The organism is Streptomyces sp. NBC_01474 (assembly GCF_035918215.1).
Classification (GTDB): domain Bacteria; phylum Actinomycetota; class Actinomycetes; order Streptomycetales; family Streptomycetaceae; genus Streptomyces; species Streptomyces aureus.
Genome location: NZ_CP109449.1, coordinates 4339593 through 4358310, shown reverse-complemented (window position 1 = coordinate 4358310; position 18718 = coordinate 4339593). Strand labels below are relative to the sequence as shown.

The window sequence follows — 18718 nt, the reverse complement described above, 5'->3', positions numbered from 1 at the left end:
GGCGGGAATCGTGAGGATCTTCGGCAAGGGACGGCACCGGCCCTCCGCCTCATGGCGGCAGGCCACCGATCGGGCGTTCACGCTCATCGGCGACGGCCGCTACGAGGACGCCGGGGCTCTGCTCACCCAGGCCGCCGACCTCGAGCCGTGGCTGTCGGAGTCCTGGTTCAACCTCGCGCTGCTGCACAAGTTCCGGCACGACTGGGAGCAGGCACGGGCCGCGGGCCTGCGCGCGGTGGCCCTCCTGGACCGCGAGAGCGGCGCCCCCGACTGGTGGAACGTGGGCATCGCGGCCACCGCCCTGCAGGACTGGCCGCTCGCGCGGCGGGCCTGGCAGGCGTACGGACTCAAGGTGCCGGGCGGCGCGACCGCCGCCGGTGAGCCGACCGGCATGGACCTGGGCAGTGCCGCGGTGCGGCTTTCGCCGGAGGGCGAGGCCGAGGTGGTGTGGGGGCGCAGGCTGGACCCCGCCCGCATGGAGGTCCTGTCCATTCCGCTGCCGTCCTCCGGACGCCGCTGGGGCGAGGTCGTGCTGCACGACGGAGTGCCCCACGGGGAGCGGACGACGGCCGCCGGGCATTCGTACCCCGTCTTCGACGAGATCGAGCTGTGGGCTCCCTCGCCCGTCCCGACCTGGGTCGTCCTCCTGGAGGCGGCGACCGAGGCCGACCGGGACGCACTGGAGCAGCTCGCCTCCGACGCCGGTTTCGCCGCCGAGGACTGGTCGTCCTCCGTGCGGCTGCTGTGCCGGATGTGCTCCGAGTCGCGGATGCCGTCCGACGAGGGCGACGGCCGACACCTGGACCCCCACGACCACAGCGAGCCCGGACATCCCGGGCCGCTCGGCCACCGCACGGACGGCCAGCTGTGGGTGCCCGAGCGCGAGTGCGGTGTCGCCGCGCCCGCGTCGCTCGTGCGGGGGCTGCTCGACGGCTGGGTCGCGGACAGCCCGGACTCCAGGGGCTGGCGGGACCTTGAAGAGGTCTGCTGACCGGTCCCCGTAGGCTGTACCCCGGAAAATTTGTCGCAGCAGGTACCGGAAGGCGTACGTCGGACATGGCGCAGCAGGACACCGAGCACGAGCACGCCGGAGTGCTCCCCGTGGACGACGAGGGCTTCGTCCTCGACACCGAGGACAACGCCGCCCGCGAGGAGGCCGCCGTCGCGCGTGGCACGTCGCGGCCGATCACCGTCGTCGGGAACCCCGTCCTGCACAAGGAGTGCAAGGACGTCACCGAGTTCGGCGACGAGCTCGCGCAGCTGGTCGACGACATGTTCGCCAGCCAGCGCACCGCGGAGGGCGTGGGCCTCGCCGCCAACCAGATCGGCGTCGACCTGAAGGTCTTCGTCTACGACTGCCCCGACGACGACGGTGCGCGCCACACCGGCGTGGTCTGCAACCCGGTGCTCCAGGAGCTTCCCGCGGACCAGCGCCGCCTCGACGACTCGAACGAGGGCTGCCTGTCCGTGCCGACGGCGTACGCGCCGCTCGCGCGTCCCGACTACGCGGTGGTGACCGGGCAGGACGAGAAGGGCAACCCGATCAAGGTCCGAGGCACCGGCTACTTCGCGCGCTGCCTCCAGCACGAGACGGACCACCTGTACGGGTACCTGTACATCGACCGCCTCTCCAAGCGCGAGCGCAAGGACGCCCTGAAGCAGATGGCCGAGGGCACCCCGCGCTACGAGGTCGTCGCCAACGACTGAGCGGGGAGGGCCCGTTGGGGCCCGAGCGCACCTGAGTGACACGCGAGCGGCGTCCGGCCGGATTTCCAACCGACCGGGCGCCGCTCGCCTGTTCGGGGCCCGGACCGCCCCGGCGGTCAGGTGTGCGAACCGGACCGGCCGTAGATGATCCAGAATCAGTCACCTAAGGGGATTTTTCCGGCGCGTGGGGGTAGTGAGGGGGGCAAATCCGTTCCCAGAACGGTCAGTTGTAGTGCTGAATAGAAAGTGCGGGGATACGCAACGGCGCGCGCCCGGCACAGCACAGGGGCGCACGCCACCAGGCGGCTGAGAGGGGTTTGTTCGTGCCTGCTTTCTCACACAGCACTTCACGGACTCGGGTGCAGTCACAGACACAGACGCAGACGGCGGTCCCACCGGCACTGGCGCTACCGGTGATCGAGGAGGCGTTTCCTCGCAACCTGCATCCGTATTGGCCAAAGCTTCAGGAGAAGACGCGGTCCTGGCTGCTCCAAAAGCGCCTCATGTCGGCCGACAAGGTGGAGAAATATGCCGATGGCCTTTGCTACACCGACCTCATGGCGGGCTACTACATAGGAGCCCCCGACGACCTCCTCTCCGCGATTTGCGACTACAGCGCGTGGTTCTTCGTCTGGGACGACCGCCACGACCGTGACGTGATCCACGGCCGGGCCGGTGCCTGGCGGCGCCTCGCCGTCCAGCTCCACGCGGCACTCGAGGCACCTCAGCTCCATCTGCACCACAGGGACCCGCTGGTGGCCGCATTCGCCGACAGCATCGTCCGGCTGAACGGCTCCCTCACCCGTTCATGGAACGCCCGGTTCGCCCGCCACTTCCACGTGGTGATCGACGCATACGACCAGGAATTCCGGAACCGGACCTCGGGAACGGTGCCCACGGTCGAGGAGTACATCGAACTCCGAAGGAACACCTTCGCGCACTGGATATGGCTCGATCTCCTTGAGCCGACCGCGCAGTACGAGCTCCCGAAATGGGTGCTCGAAAGCCCCGCATACCGGCGGGCCGCGCTCGCGTGCCAGGATTTCGCCGCCTGGTACAACGACCTCTGCTCATTGCCCAAGGAACTCGCGGGCGATGAACTCCACAACCTCGGGATAAGCCTTATCCAGCACGAGGGGCTTTCCCTCGAAGAGGCCGTGGGAGAAGTTCGCCGAAGGGTCCGCGGATGCATTACCGAATTCATGGACGCCGAGCCCGAAGTTCTGCGGATGGCGGACGAGGCGGCCGACGGGACTTTAGCGGGCGAGAGCCTCGCCGTGGCACTCAGGTCATGCGTCTCCAATATGCGGAACTGGTTCAGTTCCGTGTACTGGTTCCACCACGAGTCGGGCCGCTATCAGGTGGACAGCTGGGACGACCGCGCCACTCCTCCGTACATCAGCGACCAGGCAGGTGACGAATGACCGTCGAATCGGCAGAATCCTCGGTTCCGGCCGTCGTGGAGCCCGGTGAGCGGCGTACACCGCCGTACGCCGGCGGCGGCGCGCCCCTCCTAGGGCACGCCTGGAACCTCGTGCGCGACCCCCTCGCCTTCGTCGCGGGACTGCGCGGCCACGGCGACCTGGTCCGCATCAGGCTCGGCCCGAAGACGGCGTACGCGGTCTGCGACCCCGACCTCGTGGCCGCGCTCCTCAAGAGCCCCGACTACATGGTCGGCGGGCCCCTCTGGGACACGCTCGGAGTGCTCCTCGGCAAGGGAGTGGCGACCAGCAACGGACCCATGCACCGGCGCCAGCGGCGCACCATCCAGCCAGCGTTCAGGACGGACCGCATCGCCGACCACGCCACCGTGATGGAGGAGGAGGCGCGCGCCATGGCGGCGCGCTGGAAGCCCGGCGACACGGTCGACATCGGCGCCGAGGTGTTCCGTACCGCGGTCCGCATCGTCGCCCGCTCCGTCCTGCACGTCGACTCGGTCGACGAACGCGCCGACCGGCTCAGCTCCTCGCTGCACACGGTCTTCAGCGGCCTGTACCGGCGTATGGTCCTGTCCGTCGGACCCTTCTACCGGCTGCCACTTCCGGCCAATCGCCGTTTCGAGCGGGCCTTGGCCGATTTGCATCGGCTGGTGGACGAGATCATTGCCGAGCGGCGCGCATCCGGCGTCAATCCGGGTGACCTGCTCGCGGCATTGCTCGGTGCCGAGGACGAGAATGGCGAAACGGTCGGCGAGCAGGAGGTGCACGACCAAGTCGTCTCCCTCGTCGTGGCCGGCGCGGAGAATGTCGCGGCGACCCTCACGTGGACGTTCCAGCTCCTCGCGGAACACCCCGAGCAGGAAAGCCGGTTACACGACGAGGTTGAATCCGTGACGGATGGCCGCCCCGTCGCATTCGCCGACCTCAAGGGACTGATCCACACGCGCAATGTCATCACGGAGGCGATGCGCATACGGCCGGCCGTATGGATATTGACGCGGCAGGCCGCCGTCGATACCGAGCTCGGCGGCTATCACATTCCGGCCGGTGCGGACATCGTCTACAGCCCGTATGCGATGCAGCGCGATCCGCGGTCCTTCCGTGACCATCTGGAGTTCGACCCCGACCGCTGGCTTCCGGAACGCGCCTCGGAAAGCCGGCAGAGCGCGATGATGCCGTTCAGTGTCGGCAACCGGAAGTGCCCCGGCGATCACTTCAGCATGGCCGAACTGGCCATCATCCTCGCCACGGTGACGCCCCGCTGGCGGCTGGTTCCGGTCGCGGAGACGGACAGCACGGCCCGCATCGGGATCACGCTCCAGCCCAAGCGGGCGCTGCTGCGGGTGGAGCCGCGCTGACCAGGAGACCCGGCTGTCCGGGGGCCGCTACCGGCCCCCGGAAAACCGGGGGCGGTACGTCAGCGGGCTGCCGATACCGGCGCGATGAGCAGATACGTAGGAGTCGTCGTCATCGCCAGAGGCGCCCGAGAGGTGATGGCACCACTGACCCGTCCCGATGACGACCGCGCGTGGCAACAGTGCTTCACCCCCGTCGAGGTGGGCATGTCGGACGCCTGGACCGTCGAGTTCGTACGCCACAACTGGGACGGACTTCTCCCCCACCTGGAGGCGCTGGCCTGGCCGCGGCCCGAGACGGTGCAGGTGCCCATCGGCGGGGAGGACGACGACTGCTTCGGCCTGTGGATGATGTACGGCGGCAGGCTCGTCGAGGTCCCGCTGCCGCACACCCTGCGTCACCAGGACGGCTACGACTTCACCGGCTGGCTCACGCGGACCGACGGCTCGCCCGCAGAGGGCTGACGGACCGTACGCGGAACGTGCGGCGGAAGGCGTTGGGTGTCGTGCCCAGCGCCTTCATGAACTGATGCCGCATCGCCGCTGCGTTGCCGAACCCGGCCCGCCCGGCGATCGACTCCACCGTCTCGTCCGTCTGCTCCAGCAACTCCTGGGCCAGCAGCACCCGTTGGCGCAGCAGCCAGCGGTACGGCGTCGTGCCCGTCTCCTGCTGGAAGCGGCGCGCGAAGGTGCGCGGCGACATATGGGCGCGCGCCGCGAGCTCCTCGACCGTGAGCGTCCGGTCCAGATGCGCCTCCATCCACGCCAGCACGCCCCCCACGGTGTCGCAGGGAGCGATGGGCAGCGGGCGCTCCACGTACTGGGCCTGCCCGCCGTCGCGGTGCGGCGGGACCACCATGCGGCGCGCGATGGCGTTGGCGACCTCGGAGCCGTGCTCCGTGCGGACGATGTGCAGGCAGGCGTCGATGCCGGCGGCGGTACCCGCCGAGGTGATGACCGGCCCCTCGTCGACGTACAGGACGTCGGGGTCGACGCGGGTGCGCGGGAACGCGACGGCGAGCTCGTGCGCGTACCGCCAGTGCACGGCGCACCGGCGGCCGTCGAGCAGTCCGGCCTCGCCGAGCACGAATACCCCCGAGCAGACGCTGAGGACGCGGGCGCCCCGGTCGACGGCCCGGCGCAGGGCGTCGAGCAGTTCGGGAGGGTAACCCTCGCGGATGCGGCCCGCCGCGGGGACGGCGATGAGGTCGGCCTCCTCCAGCCGCTCCAGGCCGAACGGGGTGGAGATCGTCATGCCCGGTACATGGGTGGCCAGGTCGGGCCCCTCGGCGGACACGGCCGCGAAGTCGTAAACGGGCAGTCCGGCATCGCTGCGGTCGAGGCCGAACACCTCGCAGATGACGCCGAGTTCGAAGGGGTGCACACCGTCGAGCAGCACTGCGGCCACGTTCTTCAGCATGCCGTCCAGTGTGCCGCAGGCTTGGCAGTAATTCGAGGGTCAGTGACAGTCCTGCCACTGCCGGATGCGTCCGCGGGGGACGAGAGTGGAGGACATGAACACAGCGATGAACTACCTCACCGTCCTCTTCGTCTTCGCCCTCCTGGCCGCCCCGTCCCTGTACGGGATCGCCCACGACCGCCGGATCGACCGGCAGCTGCGGCAGGCCGGGCAGGCGCGGCGGGACGCCGAACGCCCGTCCCGCCGCACAGAGTTCACGACCGTCGCCTGAGGATCCCGATCGTCGCCCGGGGATCCCGACCGGAGATCTCGACAGGAGATCCGGCCAGAGGTCCCCGCCTAGAAGTCCTCGTCGAACCCGACCGTGCCCTCGACCGCGACCTGGTACGCCGACGGCCTGCGCTCGAAGAAGTTCGTGAGTTCCTGGACGCCCTGGAGCTCCATGAAGGAGAAAGGGTTCTCCGAGCCGTAGACCGGCGCGAAGCCGAGGCGCTGGAGGCGCTGGTCGGCGACGCACTCCAGGTACTGGCGCATCGAGTCGGTGTTCATGCCGGGCAGGCCGTCACCGCACAGGTCGCGGGCGAACTGGAGCTCGGCCCCGACCGCTTCGCGCAGCATCGCGGTGACCTGCTCCTGGAGCCGGTCGTCGAACAGGTCCGGCTCCTCCTTGCGGACGGTGTCGACGACCTCGAACGCGAACGACATGTGCATCGTCTCGTCGCGGAACACCCAGTTGGTGCCGGTCGCGAGGCCGTGCAGCAGACCGCGGCTGCGGAACCAGTACACGTAGGCGAACGCCCCGTAGAAGAACAGGCCCTCGATGCACGCGGCGAAGCAGATCAGGTTGAGGAGGAAGCGGCGGCGGTCCGCCTTCGTCTCCAGGCGGTCCAGCTTCTCGACCGAATCCATCCACCTGAAGCAGAACTCGGCCTTCTCGCGGATGGAGGGGATCTCCTCGACCGCGTCGAACGCGGCCGCGCGGTCCTCCGGGTCGGGGAGGTAGGTGTCCAGCAGCGTCAGATAGAACTGGACGTGTACGGCCTCCTCGAACAGCTGGCGCGACAGGTACAGGCGCGCCTCGGGGGAGTTGATGTGTTTGTACAGCGTCAGGACCAGGTTGTTCGAGACGATCGAGTCACCCGTCGCGAAGAACGCGACCAGGCGGCCGATCATGTGCTGCTCGCCCGGCGACAGCTTCGCGAGGTCGGCGACGTCCGAGTGGAGGTCGACCTCCTCGACGGTCCAGGTGTTCTTGATCGCGTCCCGGTAGCGCTCGTAGAAGTCCGGGTAGCGCATGGGACGCAGGGTCAGTTCGAAGCCCGGGTCGAGCAGGTTCTTGTTCGCGCTGGTCATTACTGGCAGGCCTCGCAGGACTCGGGGTTTTCGAGGGAGCAGGCGACGGCCTCGGGGTCGGTGGCCTGCTGTACGGGAATGGGGGCGGCGGACGCCGCGCGGGCGATCCGCGTCGCCGGGCGCGAGCGCAGGTAGTACGTCGTCTTCAGACCCGACTTCCAGGCGTACGCGTACATCGACGAGAGCTTGCCGATGGTGGGCGTCTCCAGGAACAGGTTCAGCGACTGCGCCTGGTCGAGGAACGGCGTACGGGCCGCCGCCATGTCGATGAGGCCGCGCTGCGGGATCTCCCACGCCGTGCGGTACAGCTCGCGCACCTCGGCCGGGATCCAGCCGAAGCCCTGCACGGAGCCGCTGGACTCGCGCAGCGCCTCGCGGGTCTGCGCGTCCCACACGCCGAGCCGCTTGAGCTCCTGGACCAGATAGGAGTTGACCTGCAGGAACTCGCCGGACAGCGTCTCGCGCTTGAACAGGTTGGAGACCTGCGGCTCGATGCACTCGTAGACGCCCGCGATGGAGGCGATCGTGGCGGTGGGCGCGATGGCGAGGAGCAGGGAGTTGCGCATGCCGGTGGCGGCGATGCGCTCGCGCAGCGCGGCCCAGCGCTCCGGCCAGGTCAGCTCGACGCCGTAGTGGTCGGGGTGCAGCACGCCGCGCGCGGTGCGGGTCTTCTCCCACGCGGGCAGGGGACCGTTGCGCTCGGCGAGGCCGGCGGACGCCTCGTACGCGGCGAGCATGATGCGCTCGGCGATCCGCGTGGACAGGGCCTTCGCCTCGGGGGAGTCGAAGGGCAGCTTCAGCTGGAAGAAGACGTCCTGGAGGCCCATCGCGCCGAGGCCCACCGGGCGCCACTTGGCGTTGGAGCGGCCGGCCTGCTCGCTCGGGTAGAAGTTGATGTCGACGACGCGGTCGAGGAATGTGACGGCCGTGCGGACGGTCTCGTCGAGGCGCTCCCAGTCGATCTCCCCGCCGCCGGGTCCCTGCCGCACGAAGGCGCCGAGGTTGACCGAGCCCAGGTTGCAGACCGCGGTCTCGCCGTCGTCCGTGACCTCAAGGATCTCGGTGCACAGGTTCGAGGAGTGCACGACGTTGCCGCGCTCCGCCGTCTGGTTGGCGGTGCGGTTGGCGGCGTCCTTGAAGGTCAGCCAGCCGTTGCCGGTCTGCGCCAGGGTGCGCATCATGCGGCCGTACAGCTCGCGGGCCGGCATCGTCTTCTGTGCGAGACCTGCGGCCTCCGCCGCGCGGTACGCGGTGTCGAACTCCTCGCCCCACAGGTCGACGAGGTCGGGCACGTCGGACGGCGAGAAGAGCGACCATGTGCCGTCGTCGGCGACGCGGCGCATGAACTCGTCGGGGATCCAGTGCGCGAGGTTGAGGTTGTGGGTGCGCCGGGCGTCCTCGCCGGTGTTGTCCCGCAGCTCCAGGAACTCCTCGATGTCGGAGTGCCACGTCTCCAGGTAGACGGCCGCTGCGCCCTTGCGCCGGCCGCCCTGGTTCACGGCCGCGACGGACGCGTCGAGGGTCTTCAGGAACGGCACGATGCCGTTGGAGTGCCCGTTCGTGCCGCGGATCAGCGAACCGCGCGAGCGGATCCGCGAGTACGAGAGTCCGATGCCGCCCGCGTGCTTGGAGAGCCGCGCGACCTGGTGGTAGCGGTCGTAGATGGAGTCCAGCTCGTCGAGGGGCGAGTCGAGGAGGTAGCAGGACGACATCTGCGGGTGGCGGGTACCGGAGTTGAAGAGCGTCGGCGACGACGGCAGATAGTCGAGGCGGCTCATCAGGCGGTACAGGGAGGCGACTTCGTCGAGCGCGCGGACCGAGTCGTCCTCGGCGAGGCCGCACGCGACGCGCAGCATGAAGTGCTGCGGGGTCTCGACGACCTGCCGGGTGATCGGGTGGCGCAGCAGATAGCGGCTGTGCAGGGTGCGCAGTCCGAAGTAGCCGAAGCGGTCGTCGGCGCCCTCGGTGACGGAGGCGGTGACGAGCGCGTCGAGGCGCTCGGCGTGCAGCGTCACGAAGTCGTACGTGCGGTCGGCGATCAGGCCCTCGCGGTGGCCCACCGCGACGGACTCGGAGAACGAGGTGACGCCCTGCGACGCGGCCTCGTCGGCGATGCTGATCGTCAGGAGCCTGGCGGCCAGCCGCGAGTACGCCGGGTCGTCGGAGATGAGGCCCGCGGCGGCCTCGGTGGCGAGGGAGCGCAGTTCGGCGGTGATGCCGGAGTCCGCCACCGCGGACCTGCCGCGCAGCGCGGCGGCGGCGACCTTGCCCGGGTCGGTGTCCGGGAGGTCGGCGGTCAGTTCGGTCAGGGTGCGCAGCAGCGCGGTTCCCGGAGCGTCGTGCTGCTCGGGGTTCCCTGCCAGCTCTGAGGCCGGTTCGGCGGGCGCGATGGTCACGTGGGGCTCTCCCTCGCTCGGCTCTGGGCCTGACGGGGAGGAGGGCACGGGGGCATGGCGGGGCCCGCGTCACCGGCCCACTCCACGAGACCCGGACGTCGTCATCCCGGGCCGGACGGCTCGGGCAGGCTGTCGACAGGTCCTCGGACTCGCGTATGCGTGCATACGTACACCGTTGCGGGACAGTTCCGGAATTGCACCGGATTCCCCTGCGGCGACAGCGAGCATGAGCATACATCTTGTGTCGGGCTTGGATGACAGCCCCATATCTTGTGTCGACTAGGGTTGCGGCCGAACTGGTGGCCCAGCAGGGGGAGGTACGGGTGCGAGGCCGGGGAGCGGGCTGTGCCGCCGTACTGCTGATGCTGCTCGCCGGGTGCGGGAACGGCGGGGACGGCGGGTCCGGGCAGCGGGGCGAGGGCGGGAGCAAGCAGTCGTCGGCGTCCGGCGTCGACGGTACGGCGGATCCCGCGAAGGTCTTCACGGGCGCCGAGTTGGGCGCCGCCCTCCTTCCGGCCGAGGACGTGGGCAAGGGCGCGAAGGCGTTGGAGGTCTACCTGGGTCTCTTCGACCAGGGTTCCGGGGGAGGCGACTGGAGCACCTGCGTCGCGGGCCGGGACGCGCACGGGGAACTGTGGCGCATGCGGGGCGCCAGCGCCGAGCGGACGTTCCGTCCCGACCCCGCGGCGGTGGGCGAGGACGACCCCTTCGTCTACGAGCGCCTGGTCTCGATGCCGGCCGGGCGGGCCGGGCGCTATCTCGAACTGCGCCGCGAGCTCCACGAGGCGTGCGGCCGCGTCACCGTCGACACCGACGGCGCGCCCGTCGAGGAGCACCACGAGGTCCGGCCGCTGCCGGACCTGGGCGACGAGGCGGTCCTGGAGACCACGAGGACCACGGGCGGCGACGAGTACGACGGGAGTGCGCACTACGTGGTCGAACTGCGGGTCGGCGGTGTCCTGGTGATCGTGGGGGCGGGCACGGACATGGACCTGACGCTCTCCTCGGCCGCCGAGGCGGCGCGGCGGGTCGGGAAGGACCTCTACGGAGTTTCGTGAACCCCGGGTACGCCAACGGGCCGCCGGAGGGATCCGGCGGCCCGTTGCTGTACTCGGGGGAGGTCGGGTCAGTGCCCGCCGGTTCCCGCCGTCGCCTCCGGCAGCTTCTTCAGGACGCCCGGGTCGCCGGCGTCCGCCGTGTAGTCCGCGGCAGACGTCTCGTCGACGCCCTCAGGGGCCTTCAGCGCCTTCAGGACGAAGGTGAGGACCACCGTGACCACCACGTTCATGACGAACGCCGTGAGGCCGATGTAGCCGATCTCGCCGATGCCCGGGATCTCCTTGGCGCTGCCGCCGAAGTGCTTCTGCGTCGGCGACGCGACCCCGTACGCGGCGAGCGTGCCGTAGACCATGCCGACCGCCCAGCCGGCGAGAAGCGCCCAGCGGTGGAACCAGCGCGTGAACAGGCCGCCGACGAGGGCCGGCATGGTCTGGAGGATCCAGATGCCGCCCAGGAGCTGGAAGTTGATCGCGACGGTCTTGTCCATGGTGAGGACGAAGGCGAGCGCGCCGACCTTCACGAGCAGCGACACCAGCTTGGAGACCTTGGTCTCCTGCTCGGGCGTCGCGTCCGGCTTGATGAAGTCCTTGTAGATGTTGCGCGTGAACAGGTTCGCCGCGGCGATGGACATGATCGCGGCGGGCACGAGCGCGCCGATGCCGATGGCCGCGAACGCGACGCCCGTGAACCAGTCGGGGAACATGTCCTCGAAGAGCTGCGGGATCGCCAGCTGCCCGTTCTGCACCTTGATCCCGGCCGCGATGGCCATGAAGCCGAGCAGCGCGAGCAGGCCCAGCATCAGGGAGTACAGGGGCAGGATGGTGGTGTTGCGGCGGATCACGTTGCGGCTGCGCGAGGACAGCGTCGCCGTGATCGAGTGCGGGTACATGAAGAGCGCCAGCGCCGAGCCGAGGGCCAGCGTCGCGTACGTCCACTGCCCGGCCGGTGCCGGGGCGAGCGATCCGACCGGCTTGCCCGTCGCCGGGTTGGGCGTCGCGAACTTCTCGTTCGCCGCGTGGAAGATGGCGTCGAAGCCGCCCAGCTTGATCGGGATGTAGATGATCGCGACGGCGATGACGAGGTAGATCAGACCGTCCTTGACGAACGCGATCAGGGCGGGAGCCCGCAGACCCGACGAGTACGTGTACGCGGCGAGCACCGCGAACGCGATGAGCAGCGGCAGGTCCTTGATGAACCAGTTGGTCGACTCGTCGCCGCCGACGCCCATGACGTCCAGGACGGCCTGGATGCCGACGAGTTGGAGCGCGATGTACGGCATCGTGGCGAGGATGCCGGTGACGGCGACGGCGAGGGACAGGCCCTTGGAGCCGAAGCGGCCGCGCACGAAGTCGGAGGTCGTCACATAGCCGTGCTTGTGCGACACCGACCACAGACGCGGCAGGAAGGTGAAGATGAGCGGGTAGACGAGGATCGTGTAGGGCACGGCGAAGAAGCCGGAGGCCCCGGCCGCGTAGATCGCCGCCGGGACGGCCACGAAGGTGTACGCGGTGTAGAGGTCGCCGCCGAGCAGGAACCAGGTGACCCACGTACCGAACGAGCGTCCGCCCAGGCCCCATTCGTCGAGGCTCTGCTCGCTGTCGGACCTGCGCCAGCGCGCGGCCAGGAAGCCCATGACCGTGACGGCGATGAAGAAGAAGATGAAGACGCCGAGTGCGACGCCGTTGACTCCGCCGTTCATGCCTGTCCACCCGTCTTCCGGGCGCGCTGGTCACGCTGCCACAGCTTGTACGCGATCATCGTCAGCGCCGTGGAGATGAGGACCCACAGCATCTGGTACCAGTAGAAGAACGGAATACCGATGAAGGTCGGGTCGATCTTCGCGTAGGAGCCGACCCAGAGCATCGCCACGAACGGCGCGACGAGGCACAGGGCAATGACCACTCGCACCGGTGTGACCACCGGCCGTTTCATTTCAGGCACATCCGACATACGGCGGTCCGTCCCCTCGCTGATCCCGCTTATCTCATGCTTAACGTGGCGGAAATCTAGGCGACGATCTCGTCGTATGGAACCCCCGTCCGGATAACGGACAATGCGTGGCCGACATGCCGTTCATGTGCCGACTCGTCGGCCGGCACAGGCGGATTCGCGTACGGTGCCCGTCAGTCCGTCGGACGCTTGAGGCGGGCCACGAACTTGTAGCGGTCGCCCCGGTACACCGAGCGCACCCACTCGACGGGCTGCCCCGTGCCGTCCAGGGAGTGCCGCGACAGCATCAGCATGGGCAGGCCCACGTCCGTGCCGAGCAGGCCCGCCTCGCGCGGGGTGGCAAGGGACGTCTCGATGGTCTCCTCGGCCTCGGCCAGGCGCACGCCGTAGACCTCGGCCAGCGCCGTGTACAGGGACGTGTACTTGACCAGGGAGCGGCGCAGCGCGGGGAAGCGCTTGGCCGACAGGTGCGTCGTCTCGATGGCCATCGGCTCGCCGCTCGCGAGGCGGAGCCGCTCGATGCGCAGGACGCGGCCGCCCGCCGTGATGTCGAGGAGCCCGGCGAGGGTGTCGTCGGCGGTCACGTAGCCGATGTCCAGGAGCTGCGACGTGGGTTCCAGGCCCTGGGCGCGCATGTCCTCGGTGTACGAGGTCAGTTGCAGCGCCTGCGAGACCTTGGGCTTGGCGACGAACGTCCCCTTGCCCTGGATGCGCTCGAGCCGGCCCTCGACGACCAGTTCCTGAAGGGCCTGGCGCACGGTCGTGCGGGAGGTGTCGAACTCGGCGGCGAGGGTGCGCTCGGGCGGGACCGGGGTGCCCGGGGGCAGCGTCTCGGTCATGTCCAGCAAGTGCCGCTTCAGGCGGTAGTACTTGGGCACACGCGCGGTGCGGCCCGCTGCGGGTGCCTCCGCCGTCGTGGCGCCGCCCGCATCGGTTCCGCTGCTGCCCGCATGGGTGCCCATGGTCCGCCTTCCCGGCTCCTGTGGTGCTGCCGTCACCGGCTCCTCCGTCTGTCGCGGCTCACATCGTGGCACGGCCCTCCCCGGGGGCGCCGTGCTCCCTCAGGTGTCGGTCCGATAACGGACGTGACAGCCCTTCTTATACACCCTTGACACCCCTAAAGGTCTAGGCCAAGCTCCGGGTACTGGTCTACACCATTAAAGACCAGGTCCCAGTCCCACGTGCAGTACCACGTCGAGTTTGTTGTGTTCGTCGTATCCGTCGTCGTGGGCGGGGGGGTTGCTGGCATCCCTGAGGAGGGTGACGTGAAGCGCAGGCTCATTGCGGCTATCGGTGTCGCGGGCATGTTGGTTTCGATCGCGGCTTGTGGCAGTGGTGATGACGGCGGCAAGGACAAGAAGGCCGGCGCCGACGGCTACAAGGGCCAGACGCTGACCGTGTGGGCCATGGACGGCTCGACGCCGGACACCTGGCAGAAGGACGTCACGGCGGCCTTCGAGAAGAAGACCGGCGCGAAGCTGAAGATCGAGATCCAGCAGTGGAACGGCATCCAGCAGAAGCTGACCACCGCCCTGTCCGAGGAGAACCCGCCCGACGTCTTCGAGGTCGGCAACACGCAGACCCCCGCCTACGCCAAGACCGGCGGCCTCGCCGACCTCTCCGACCTCAAGTCCTCGGTCGGCGCCGACTGGGCCGAGTCGATGAACAAGTCCGCGGTCTCGGACGGCAAGCAGTACGCCGCCCCGTGGTTCGTCGTGAACCGCGTCGTCATCTACAACAAGAAGATCTGGGCCGACGCCGGCATCAAGGACACCCCCAAGACGCGCGACGAGTTCTACAAGGACCTCGAGGCCATCGGCAAGAAGACGGACGCCGAGCCGATCTACCTGCCCGGGCAGAACTGGTACCACTTCGTCGGCCTGACCATCGGTGAGGGCGCCGAGCTCGTCAAGAAGGACGGCGACAAGTACGTCTCCAACCTGGGCGACCCCAAGGTCGCCGCCGCCATGGAGACATACAAGAAGTTCCAGGCCCTGTCCAAGGCCCCCAAGGACAAGGACGAGGCCACCCCGCAGCAGGCCGAGGTCTTCGCCAAGGGCAAGACCGGCTCCTTCATCGGCATGGGCTGGGAGTCCGCCCTCGCCATCAAGGCCAACCCGAAGATCGAGAAGGAGATCGGCTACTTCACCGTCCCGGGTGTCACGGCCGACAAGCCCGAGGGTGTCTTCCTCGGCGGCTCCAACCTCGCCGTCGCCGCGGGCAGCAAGAAGCAGGACCTCGCCAAGGAGTTCCTGAAGCTCGCGCTCTCCGACAAGTTCGAGGGCCAGCTCGCCAAGGAAGGCGGCGTGATCCCCAACAAGGAGGCGCTGCAGTCCAACCTCAAGGGCAACGCGGCCGCCGAGGCCGCCGCTCCCGCCGCGGCCGGCGGCGGCACCACCCCGCTGATCCCGGAGTGGGCCCCGGTCGAGAACGCGCCCAACCCGATCAAGACCTACATGACCGCGGTGCTGAAGGGTAAGTCCCCGGCCGCCGCCGCCAAGCAGGTCGAGGCCGAGTTCAACAAGCGCCTCTCGCAGAAGCAGTAAGGCAGCAAAAGGCCCCGCGGGGACGGAGAGCGCCGGCAGGCCCTCCGCCCCCGCGGGGTCCACGGTGTCCCGGCAGGCCCAGAAAAGAGATGGCGAGCATGACCGTGCAGACCGAACGGCCGCCCTCCGGTCCGGCGGAGGTCCTGAAAGCGGACGGCGGGGGATCCGGCGGACCGAGTAAGCAGGCCCGCGCACGGGCCGGGACCCTCGCGCCCTACCTGCTGCTGCTTCCCGCGGTCGCGGCCACCGTGCTGCTCCTCGGCTGGCCGCTGCTCAAGGACGGGCTCCTGTCGTTCCAGAACCTCAACATGGGGCAGCTGATCCAGCATGTCACCGAGTGGAACGGCTTCGACAACTACCAAGAGGTACTGACCAGTTCGGACTTCTGGCGGGTGACCGGACGCTCCATCGTCTTCACCCTCGTCAACGCCGTCCTGATCATGGTGATCGGCACCCTCGTCGGTCTGCTCCTCGCCCGGCTCGGCAAGCGCATGCGCGTCCTGCTCCTCGTCGGGCTCGTGCTCGCCTGGGCGATGCCCGTCGTCGCCGCGACCACCGTCTACCAGTGGCTGTTCGCGGAGCGCTTCGGCGTCGTCAACTGGGTCCTCGACAAGCTCGGCTGGCACTCGATGGCCGACTACAGCTGGACCGGCAGCCAGATGTCGACGTTCTTCGTCGTCACCGTGCTGATCGTCTGGATGTCGATCCCGTTCGTCGCGATCAACCTCTACGCCGCGACGACCACCATTCCCAAGGAGCTCTACGAAGCCGCGTCCCTCGACGGCGCCGGCCCCTGGAAGAGCTTCCTCTCGGTCACCCTGCCGTATCTGCGGCCCTTCCTCTACGCGACGACGTTCCTCGAGATCATCTGGGTCTTCAAGGCGTTCGTCCAGGTCTTCACGATCAACGGCGGCGGCCCCGACCGGCTCACCGAGATCCTGCCCGTGTACGCGTACATCGAGGGCGTCGGCAACCAGCACTTCGGCATGGGCGCGGCGATCGCCGTCCTGACGATCCTGATCCTGCTCGTGCTCACCGCCTACTACCTCCGGATCGTGCTCAAGCAAGAGGAGGACGAGCTGTGAAGCGCTCTGCTTCGTCGACGTTCCGCCGCGCCTGGCCCAATGTGACGGCCGTGATCCTGTTCATCGGCTTCGTCTTCCCCGTCTACTGGATGTTCGCGACGGCGCTCAAGCCGACCGGCGACATCATCAGCGAGAACCCCGTCTGGTTCCCGACCGACATCACGTTCGAGCACTTCAGGACGGCGTTCGGCGCCGACAACTTCTGGACGCTGGTGCGCAACTCGGTCACCGTGACCGTGCTCGCCGTCGTCTTCTCGCTGGTCATCGGCCTGGCCGCGGCGTTCGCCCTCGCGCGGATGCGGTTCAAGGGCCGCCGCGGTTTCATCATCGGGTTCATGCTGGCCCAGATGGCGCCCTGGGAAGTCATGGTCATCGCGATCTACATGATCGTGCGCGACGCGTCGATGCTGAACAGCCTCGTCCCGCTGACCCTCTTCTACATGGTGATGATCCTGCCCTTCACCCTCCTCACGCTGCGCGGCTTCGTCGCTGCCGTGCCCAGGGAACTGGAGGAGTCCGCGATGGTCGACGGATGCACCCGCATGCAGGCCTTCCGCAGGGTGATCCTGCCGCTGCTCGCGCCCGGCCTGATGTCGACCTCGATGTTCGGCTTCATCACCGCCTGGAACGAGTTCCCGATGGTCCTCGTCCTCAACAAGTCGTCCGAGGCGCAGACGCTGCCGCTGTGGCTCTCCAGTTTCCAGACCGCCTTCGGCGACGACTGGGGTGCGACCATGGCCGCGTCCTCGCTCTTCGCGATCCCGATCCTGATCCTCTTCGTCTTCCTGCAGCGCAGGGCCGTCAGCGGCCTCACCGACGGCGCCGTGAAGGGATAACACCGCCAGATGACGACACTCACCGCACACGGCACCGACACCCTCACCCGTGACGCGCTCACCGTCCTCCAGCCCGGCTTCACCGGCACCAGCGCCCCCGACTGGCTGCTGCGCCGGCTCGGCGAGGGCCTCGCCTCCGTCGGCCTGTTCGGCCGGAACATCGCCTCGCCCGAGCAACTCGCCGCCCTGACCGCACAGTTGCGGGCCGAGCGCGACGACGTCCTGGTCGCCATCGACGAGGAGGGCGGTGACGTCACCCGCCTGGAGGTGCGCTCCGGTTCCTCGTTCCCCGGCAACCACGCCCTGGGCGCGGTCGACGACGTGGAGCTCACCCGGTCCGTCGCCGCCGAACTCGGCCGCCGCCTGGCCGCCTGCGGCGTCAACCTCAACTGGGCTCCGTCCGCGGACGTCAACTCCAACCCGGCCAACCCCGTCATCGGCGTACGGTCCTTCGGCGCCGACACCGGCCTCGTCTCCCGCCACACCGCCGCCTACGTCACCGGGCTCCAGTCCGCGGGCGTCGCCGCCTGCACCAAGCACTTCCCCGGCCACGGCGACACCGCCGTCGACTCGCACCACGACATGCCCCGCATCGACGTGGGTCTCGACGTGCTCCACGAGCGTGAACTCGCGCCGTTCCGCGCGGCGATCGCGGCCGGCACGCGCGCGGTGATGAGCGCCCACATCCTCGTCCCCGCCCTGGACCCGGACCGCCCCGCCACCCTCTCGCGCCGCATCCTGACCGGCCTGCTCCGCGAGGAACTGGGTTACGAGGGGCTGATCGTCACCGACGGCATGGAGATGCAGGCCATCTCCGCCACGTACGGCATCGAGCGCGGCAGCGTCCTCGCCATCGCGGCCGGCGCCGACGCCATCTGTGTCGGCGGCGGGCTCGCCGACGACGACACGGTCCTGCGGCTGCGCGACGCTCTCGTCGCCGCGGTGCACGCGGGCGACCTGCCGGAGGAGCGGCTCGCCGACGCCGCGGCGCGGGTGCGTTCGCTCGCCCGATGGACCTCGGAGCCGGGCGCGGCCGAGCACTCGGGGGGCGCGCCCGACTCCGGGATCGGACTGGTCGCGGCGCGGCGGGCGGTGACCGTCACGCGCGGTGAGCACGCGGCCCCCGTCACCGAGCCGCCGTACGTCGCCGCCTTCACACCCGTCGCCAACATCGCGGTCGGCGACGAGACGCCGTGGGGTGTCGCCGCCGAACTGGAGCGGCTGCTGCCCGGCACGGAGACCGGCAGCTTCTCCGGCGCGGACGCGGGCGCCGCCGCCCTGGCCGCGGCGGGGGACCGCCGCATCGTCGCCGTGGTCCGCGACGCCCACCGCCACGCGTGGATGGCTCAGGCGCTGGACACGCTCCTCGCGGCCCGCCCCGACACGGTCGTGGTCGAGATGGGCGTACCGCAGGCGCCGCCGCGGGGCGCCCTGCACGTGGCGACACACGGCGCGGCCCGGGTGTGCGGTCTGGCGGCCGCCGAGGTGATCGTCGCCGGGTGAGCCGAGCGCCCCTCCAGAGGCGCGGGGCTGTGACACGGTGCGGCCTCACCGTGCGGGCGCGACAAGCCA

General features: G+C 69.4%; 17 protein-coding genes and 1 riboswitch. Of the genes, 11 read left to right on the top strand and 6 right to left on the bottom strand.

Annotated features, from left to right (window positions below):
* Nucleotides 1–10 precede the first annotated feature (10 nt).
* The 5 genes from OG758_RS19890 to OG758_RS19870 all read left to right on the top strand — a co-directional run bounded on the left by OG758_RS19890 (nt 11) and on the right by OG758_RS19870 (nt 4966).
* Nucleotides 11–991: a tetratricopeptide repeat protein gene (locus tag OG758_RS19890; RefSeq protein ID WP_326711255.1), complete on the top strand. Its 981-nt coding sequence runs from the start codon at nt 11–13 to the stop codon at nt 989–991.
* 65 nt (nt 992–1056) lie between these two features.
* A complete protein-coding gene (gene def / locus OG758_RS19885; RefSeq protein WP_326711254.1) occupies nt 1057–1707 on the top strand; it encodes a peptide deformylase in 651 nt (216 codons plus the stop codon).
* A gap of 323 nt (nt 1708–2030) precedes the next feature.
* Nucleotides 2031–3131, top strand: a complete 1101-nt coding sequence (gene cyc1, locus OG758_RS19880) for an epi-isozizaene synthase (protein ID WP_382060860.1) — start codon at nt 2031–2033, stop codon at nt 3129–3131.
* The gene (locus tag OG758_RS19875; protein WP_326711252.1) at nt 3128–4504 is read left to right on the top strand and encodes a bifunctional albaflavenone monooxygenase/terpene synthase; all 1377 of its coding nucleotides are present in this window, start codon (nt 3128–3130) and stop codon (nt 4502–4504) included. The genes cyc1 and OG758_RS19875 overlap by 4 nt, the downstream gene beginning before the upstream one ends.
* A gap of 84 nt (nt 4505–4588) precedes the next feature.
* Complete coding sequence (locus OG758_RS19870) at nt 4589–4966, top strand: hypothetical protein (protein WP_326711251.1); 378 nt, start codon at nt 4589–4591, stop codon at nt 4964–4966.
* On the opposite strand, the gene OG758_RS19865 is transcribed toward OG758_RS19870, so the two are convergent.
* The gene (locus OG758_RS19865) at nt 4932–5921 is read right to left on the bottom strand and encodes a GlxA family transcriptional regulator (protein ID WP_326711250.1); all 990 of its coding nucleotides are present in this window, start codon (nt 5919–5921) and stop codon (nt 4932–4934) included. The two genes, OG758_RS19870 and OG758_RS19865, sit on opposite strands and share 35 nt — an antisense overlap.
* Nucleotides 5922–6015: 94 nt before the next feature.
* Between OG758_RS19865 and OG758_RS19860 the strand changes: the two genes are divergently transcribed.
* Nucleotides 6016–6192, top strand: a complete 177-nt coding sequence (locus OG758_RS19860) for a hypothetical protein (protein WP_326711249.1) — start codon at nt 6016–6018, stop codon at nt 6190–6192.
* Between the two features lie 68 nt (nt 6193–6260).
* On the opposite strand, the gene OG758_RS19855 is transcribed toward OG758_RS19860, so the two are convergent.
* Together OG758_RS19855 and OG758_RS19850 are read right to left on the bottom strand one after the other, a co-directional pair.
* Complete coding sequence (locus OG758_RS19855; RefSeq protein WP_326711248.1) at nt 6261–7274, bottom strand: ribonucleotide-diphosphate reductase subunit beta; 1014 nt, start codon at nt 7272–7274, stop codon at nt 6261–6263.
* Nucleotides 7274–9670, bottom strand: coding sequence for a ribonucleoside-diphosphate reductase subunit alpha (locus OG758_RS19850; protein WP_326711247.1), 2397 nt, complete (start codon nt 9668–9670; stop codon nt 7274–7276). The genes OG758_RS19855 and OG758_RS19850 overlap by 1 nt, the downstream gene beginning before the upstream one ends.
* Before the next feature lie 117 nt (nt 9671–9787).
* Nucleotides 9788–9904, bottom strand: a riboswitch (cobalamin riboswitch).
* Nucleotides 9905–9993: 89 nt separating this feature from the next.
* Between OG758_RS19850 and OG758_RS19845 the strand changes: the two genes are divergently transcribed.
* On the top strand, nt 9994–10728 hold the full coding sequence (locus tag OG758_RS19845) for a hypothetical protein (protein ID WP_326711246.1): 735 nt from the start codon (nt 9994–9996) through the stop codon (nt 10726–10728).
* A 68-nt stretch (nt 10729–10796) separates the two neighbouring features.
* Here the strand turns inward: OG758_RS19845 and mctP are convergent, their stop codons facing one another.
* The 3 genes from mctP to OG758_RS19830 all read right to left on the bottom strand — a co-directional run bounded on the left by mctP (nt 10797) and on the right by OG758_RS19830 (nt 13641).
* Nucleotides 10797–12428, bottom strand: coding sequence for a monocarboxylate uptake permease MctP (gene mctP / locus OG758_RS19840; protein ID WP_266560279.1), 1632 nt, complete (start codon nt 12426–12428; stop codon nt 10797–10799).
* Nucleotides 12425–12679: a DUF3311 domain-containing protein gene (locus tag OG758_RS19835; RefSeq protein WP_326711245.1), complete on the bottom strand. Its 255-nt coding sequence runs from the start codon at nt 12677–12679 to the stop codon at nt 12425–12427. The genes mctP and OG758_RS19835 overlap by 4 nt, the downstream gene beginning before the upstream one ends.
* Nucleotides 12680–12852: 173 nt before the next feature.
* Entirely contained in the window at nt 12853–13641 is a 789-nt protein-coding gene (locus OG758_RS19830) for a GntR family transcriptional regulator (protein WP_116510148.1), read from the bottom strand.
* A gap of 303 nt (nt 13642–13944) precedes the next feature.
* On the opposite strand from OG758_RS19830, the gene OG758_RS19825 reads away from it, so the two are divergent.
* From OG758_RS19825 to OG758_RS19810, 4 genes are all read left to right on the top strand, one after another.
* Complete coding sequence (locus OG758_RS19825; protein WP_266560274.1) at nt 13945–15225, top strand: extracellular solute-binding protein; 1281 nt, start codon at nt 13945–13947, stop codon at nt 15223–15225.
* A 98-nt stretch (nt 15226–15323) separates the two neighbouring features.
* Entirely contained in the window at nt 15324–16310 is a 987-nt protein-coding gene (locus OG758_RS19820; RefSeq protein WP_326711244.1) for a carbohydrate ABC transporter permease, read from the top strand.
* Complete coding sequence (locus OG758_RS19815) at nt 16307–17146, top strand: carbohydrate ABC transporter permease (RefSeq protein WP_326711243.1); 840 nt, start codon at nt 16307–16309, stop codon at nt 17144–17146. Before OG758_RS19820 ends, OG758_RS19815 begins: the two co-directional genes overlap by 4 nt.
* Before the next feature lie 9 nt (nt 17147–17155).
* Nucleotides 17156–18649: a glycoside hydrolase family 3 protein gene (locus OG758_RS19810; protein ID WP_326711242.1), complete on the top strand. Its 1494-nt coding sequence runs from the start codon at nt 17156–17158 to the stop codon at nt 18647–18649.
* The last annotated feature ends 69 nt before the right edge of the window (nt 18650–18718 follow it).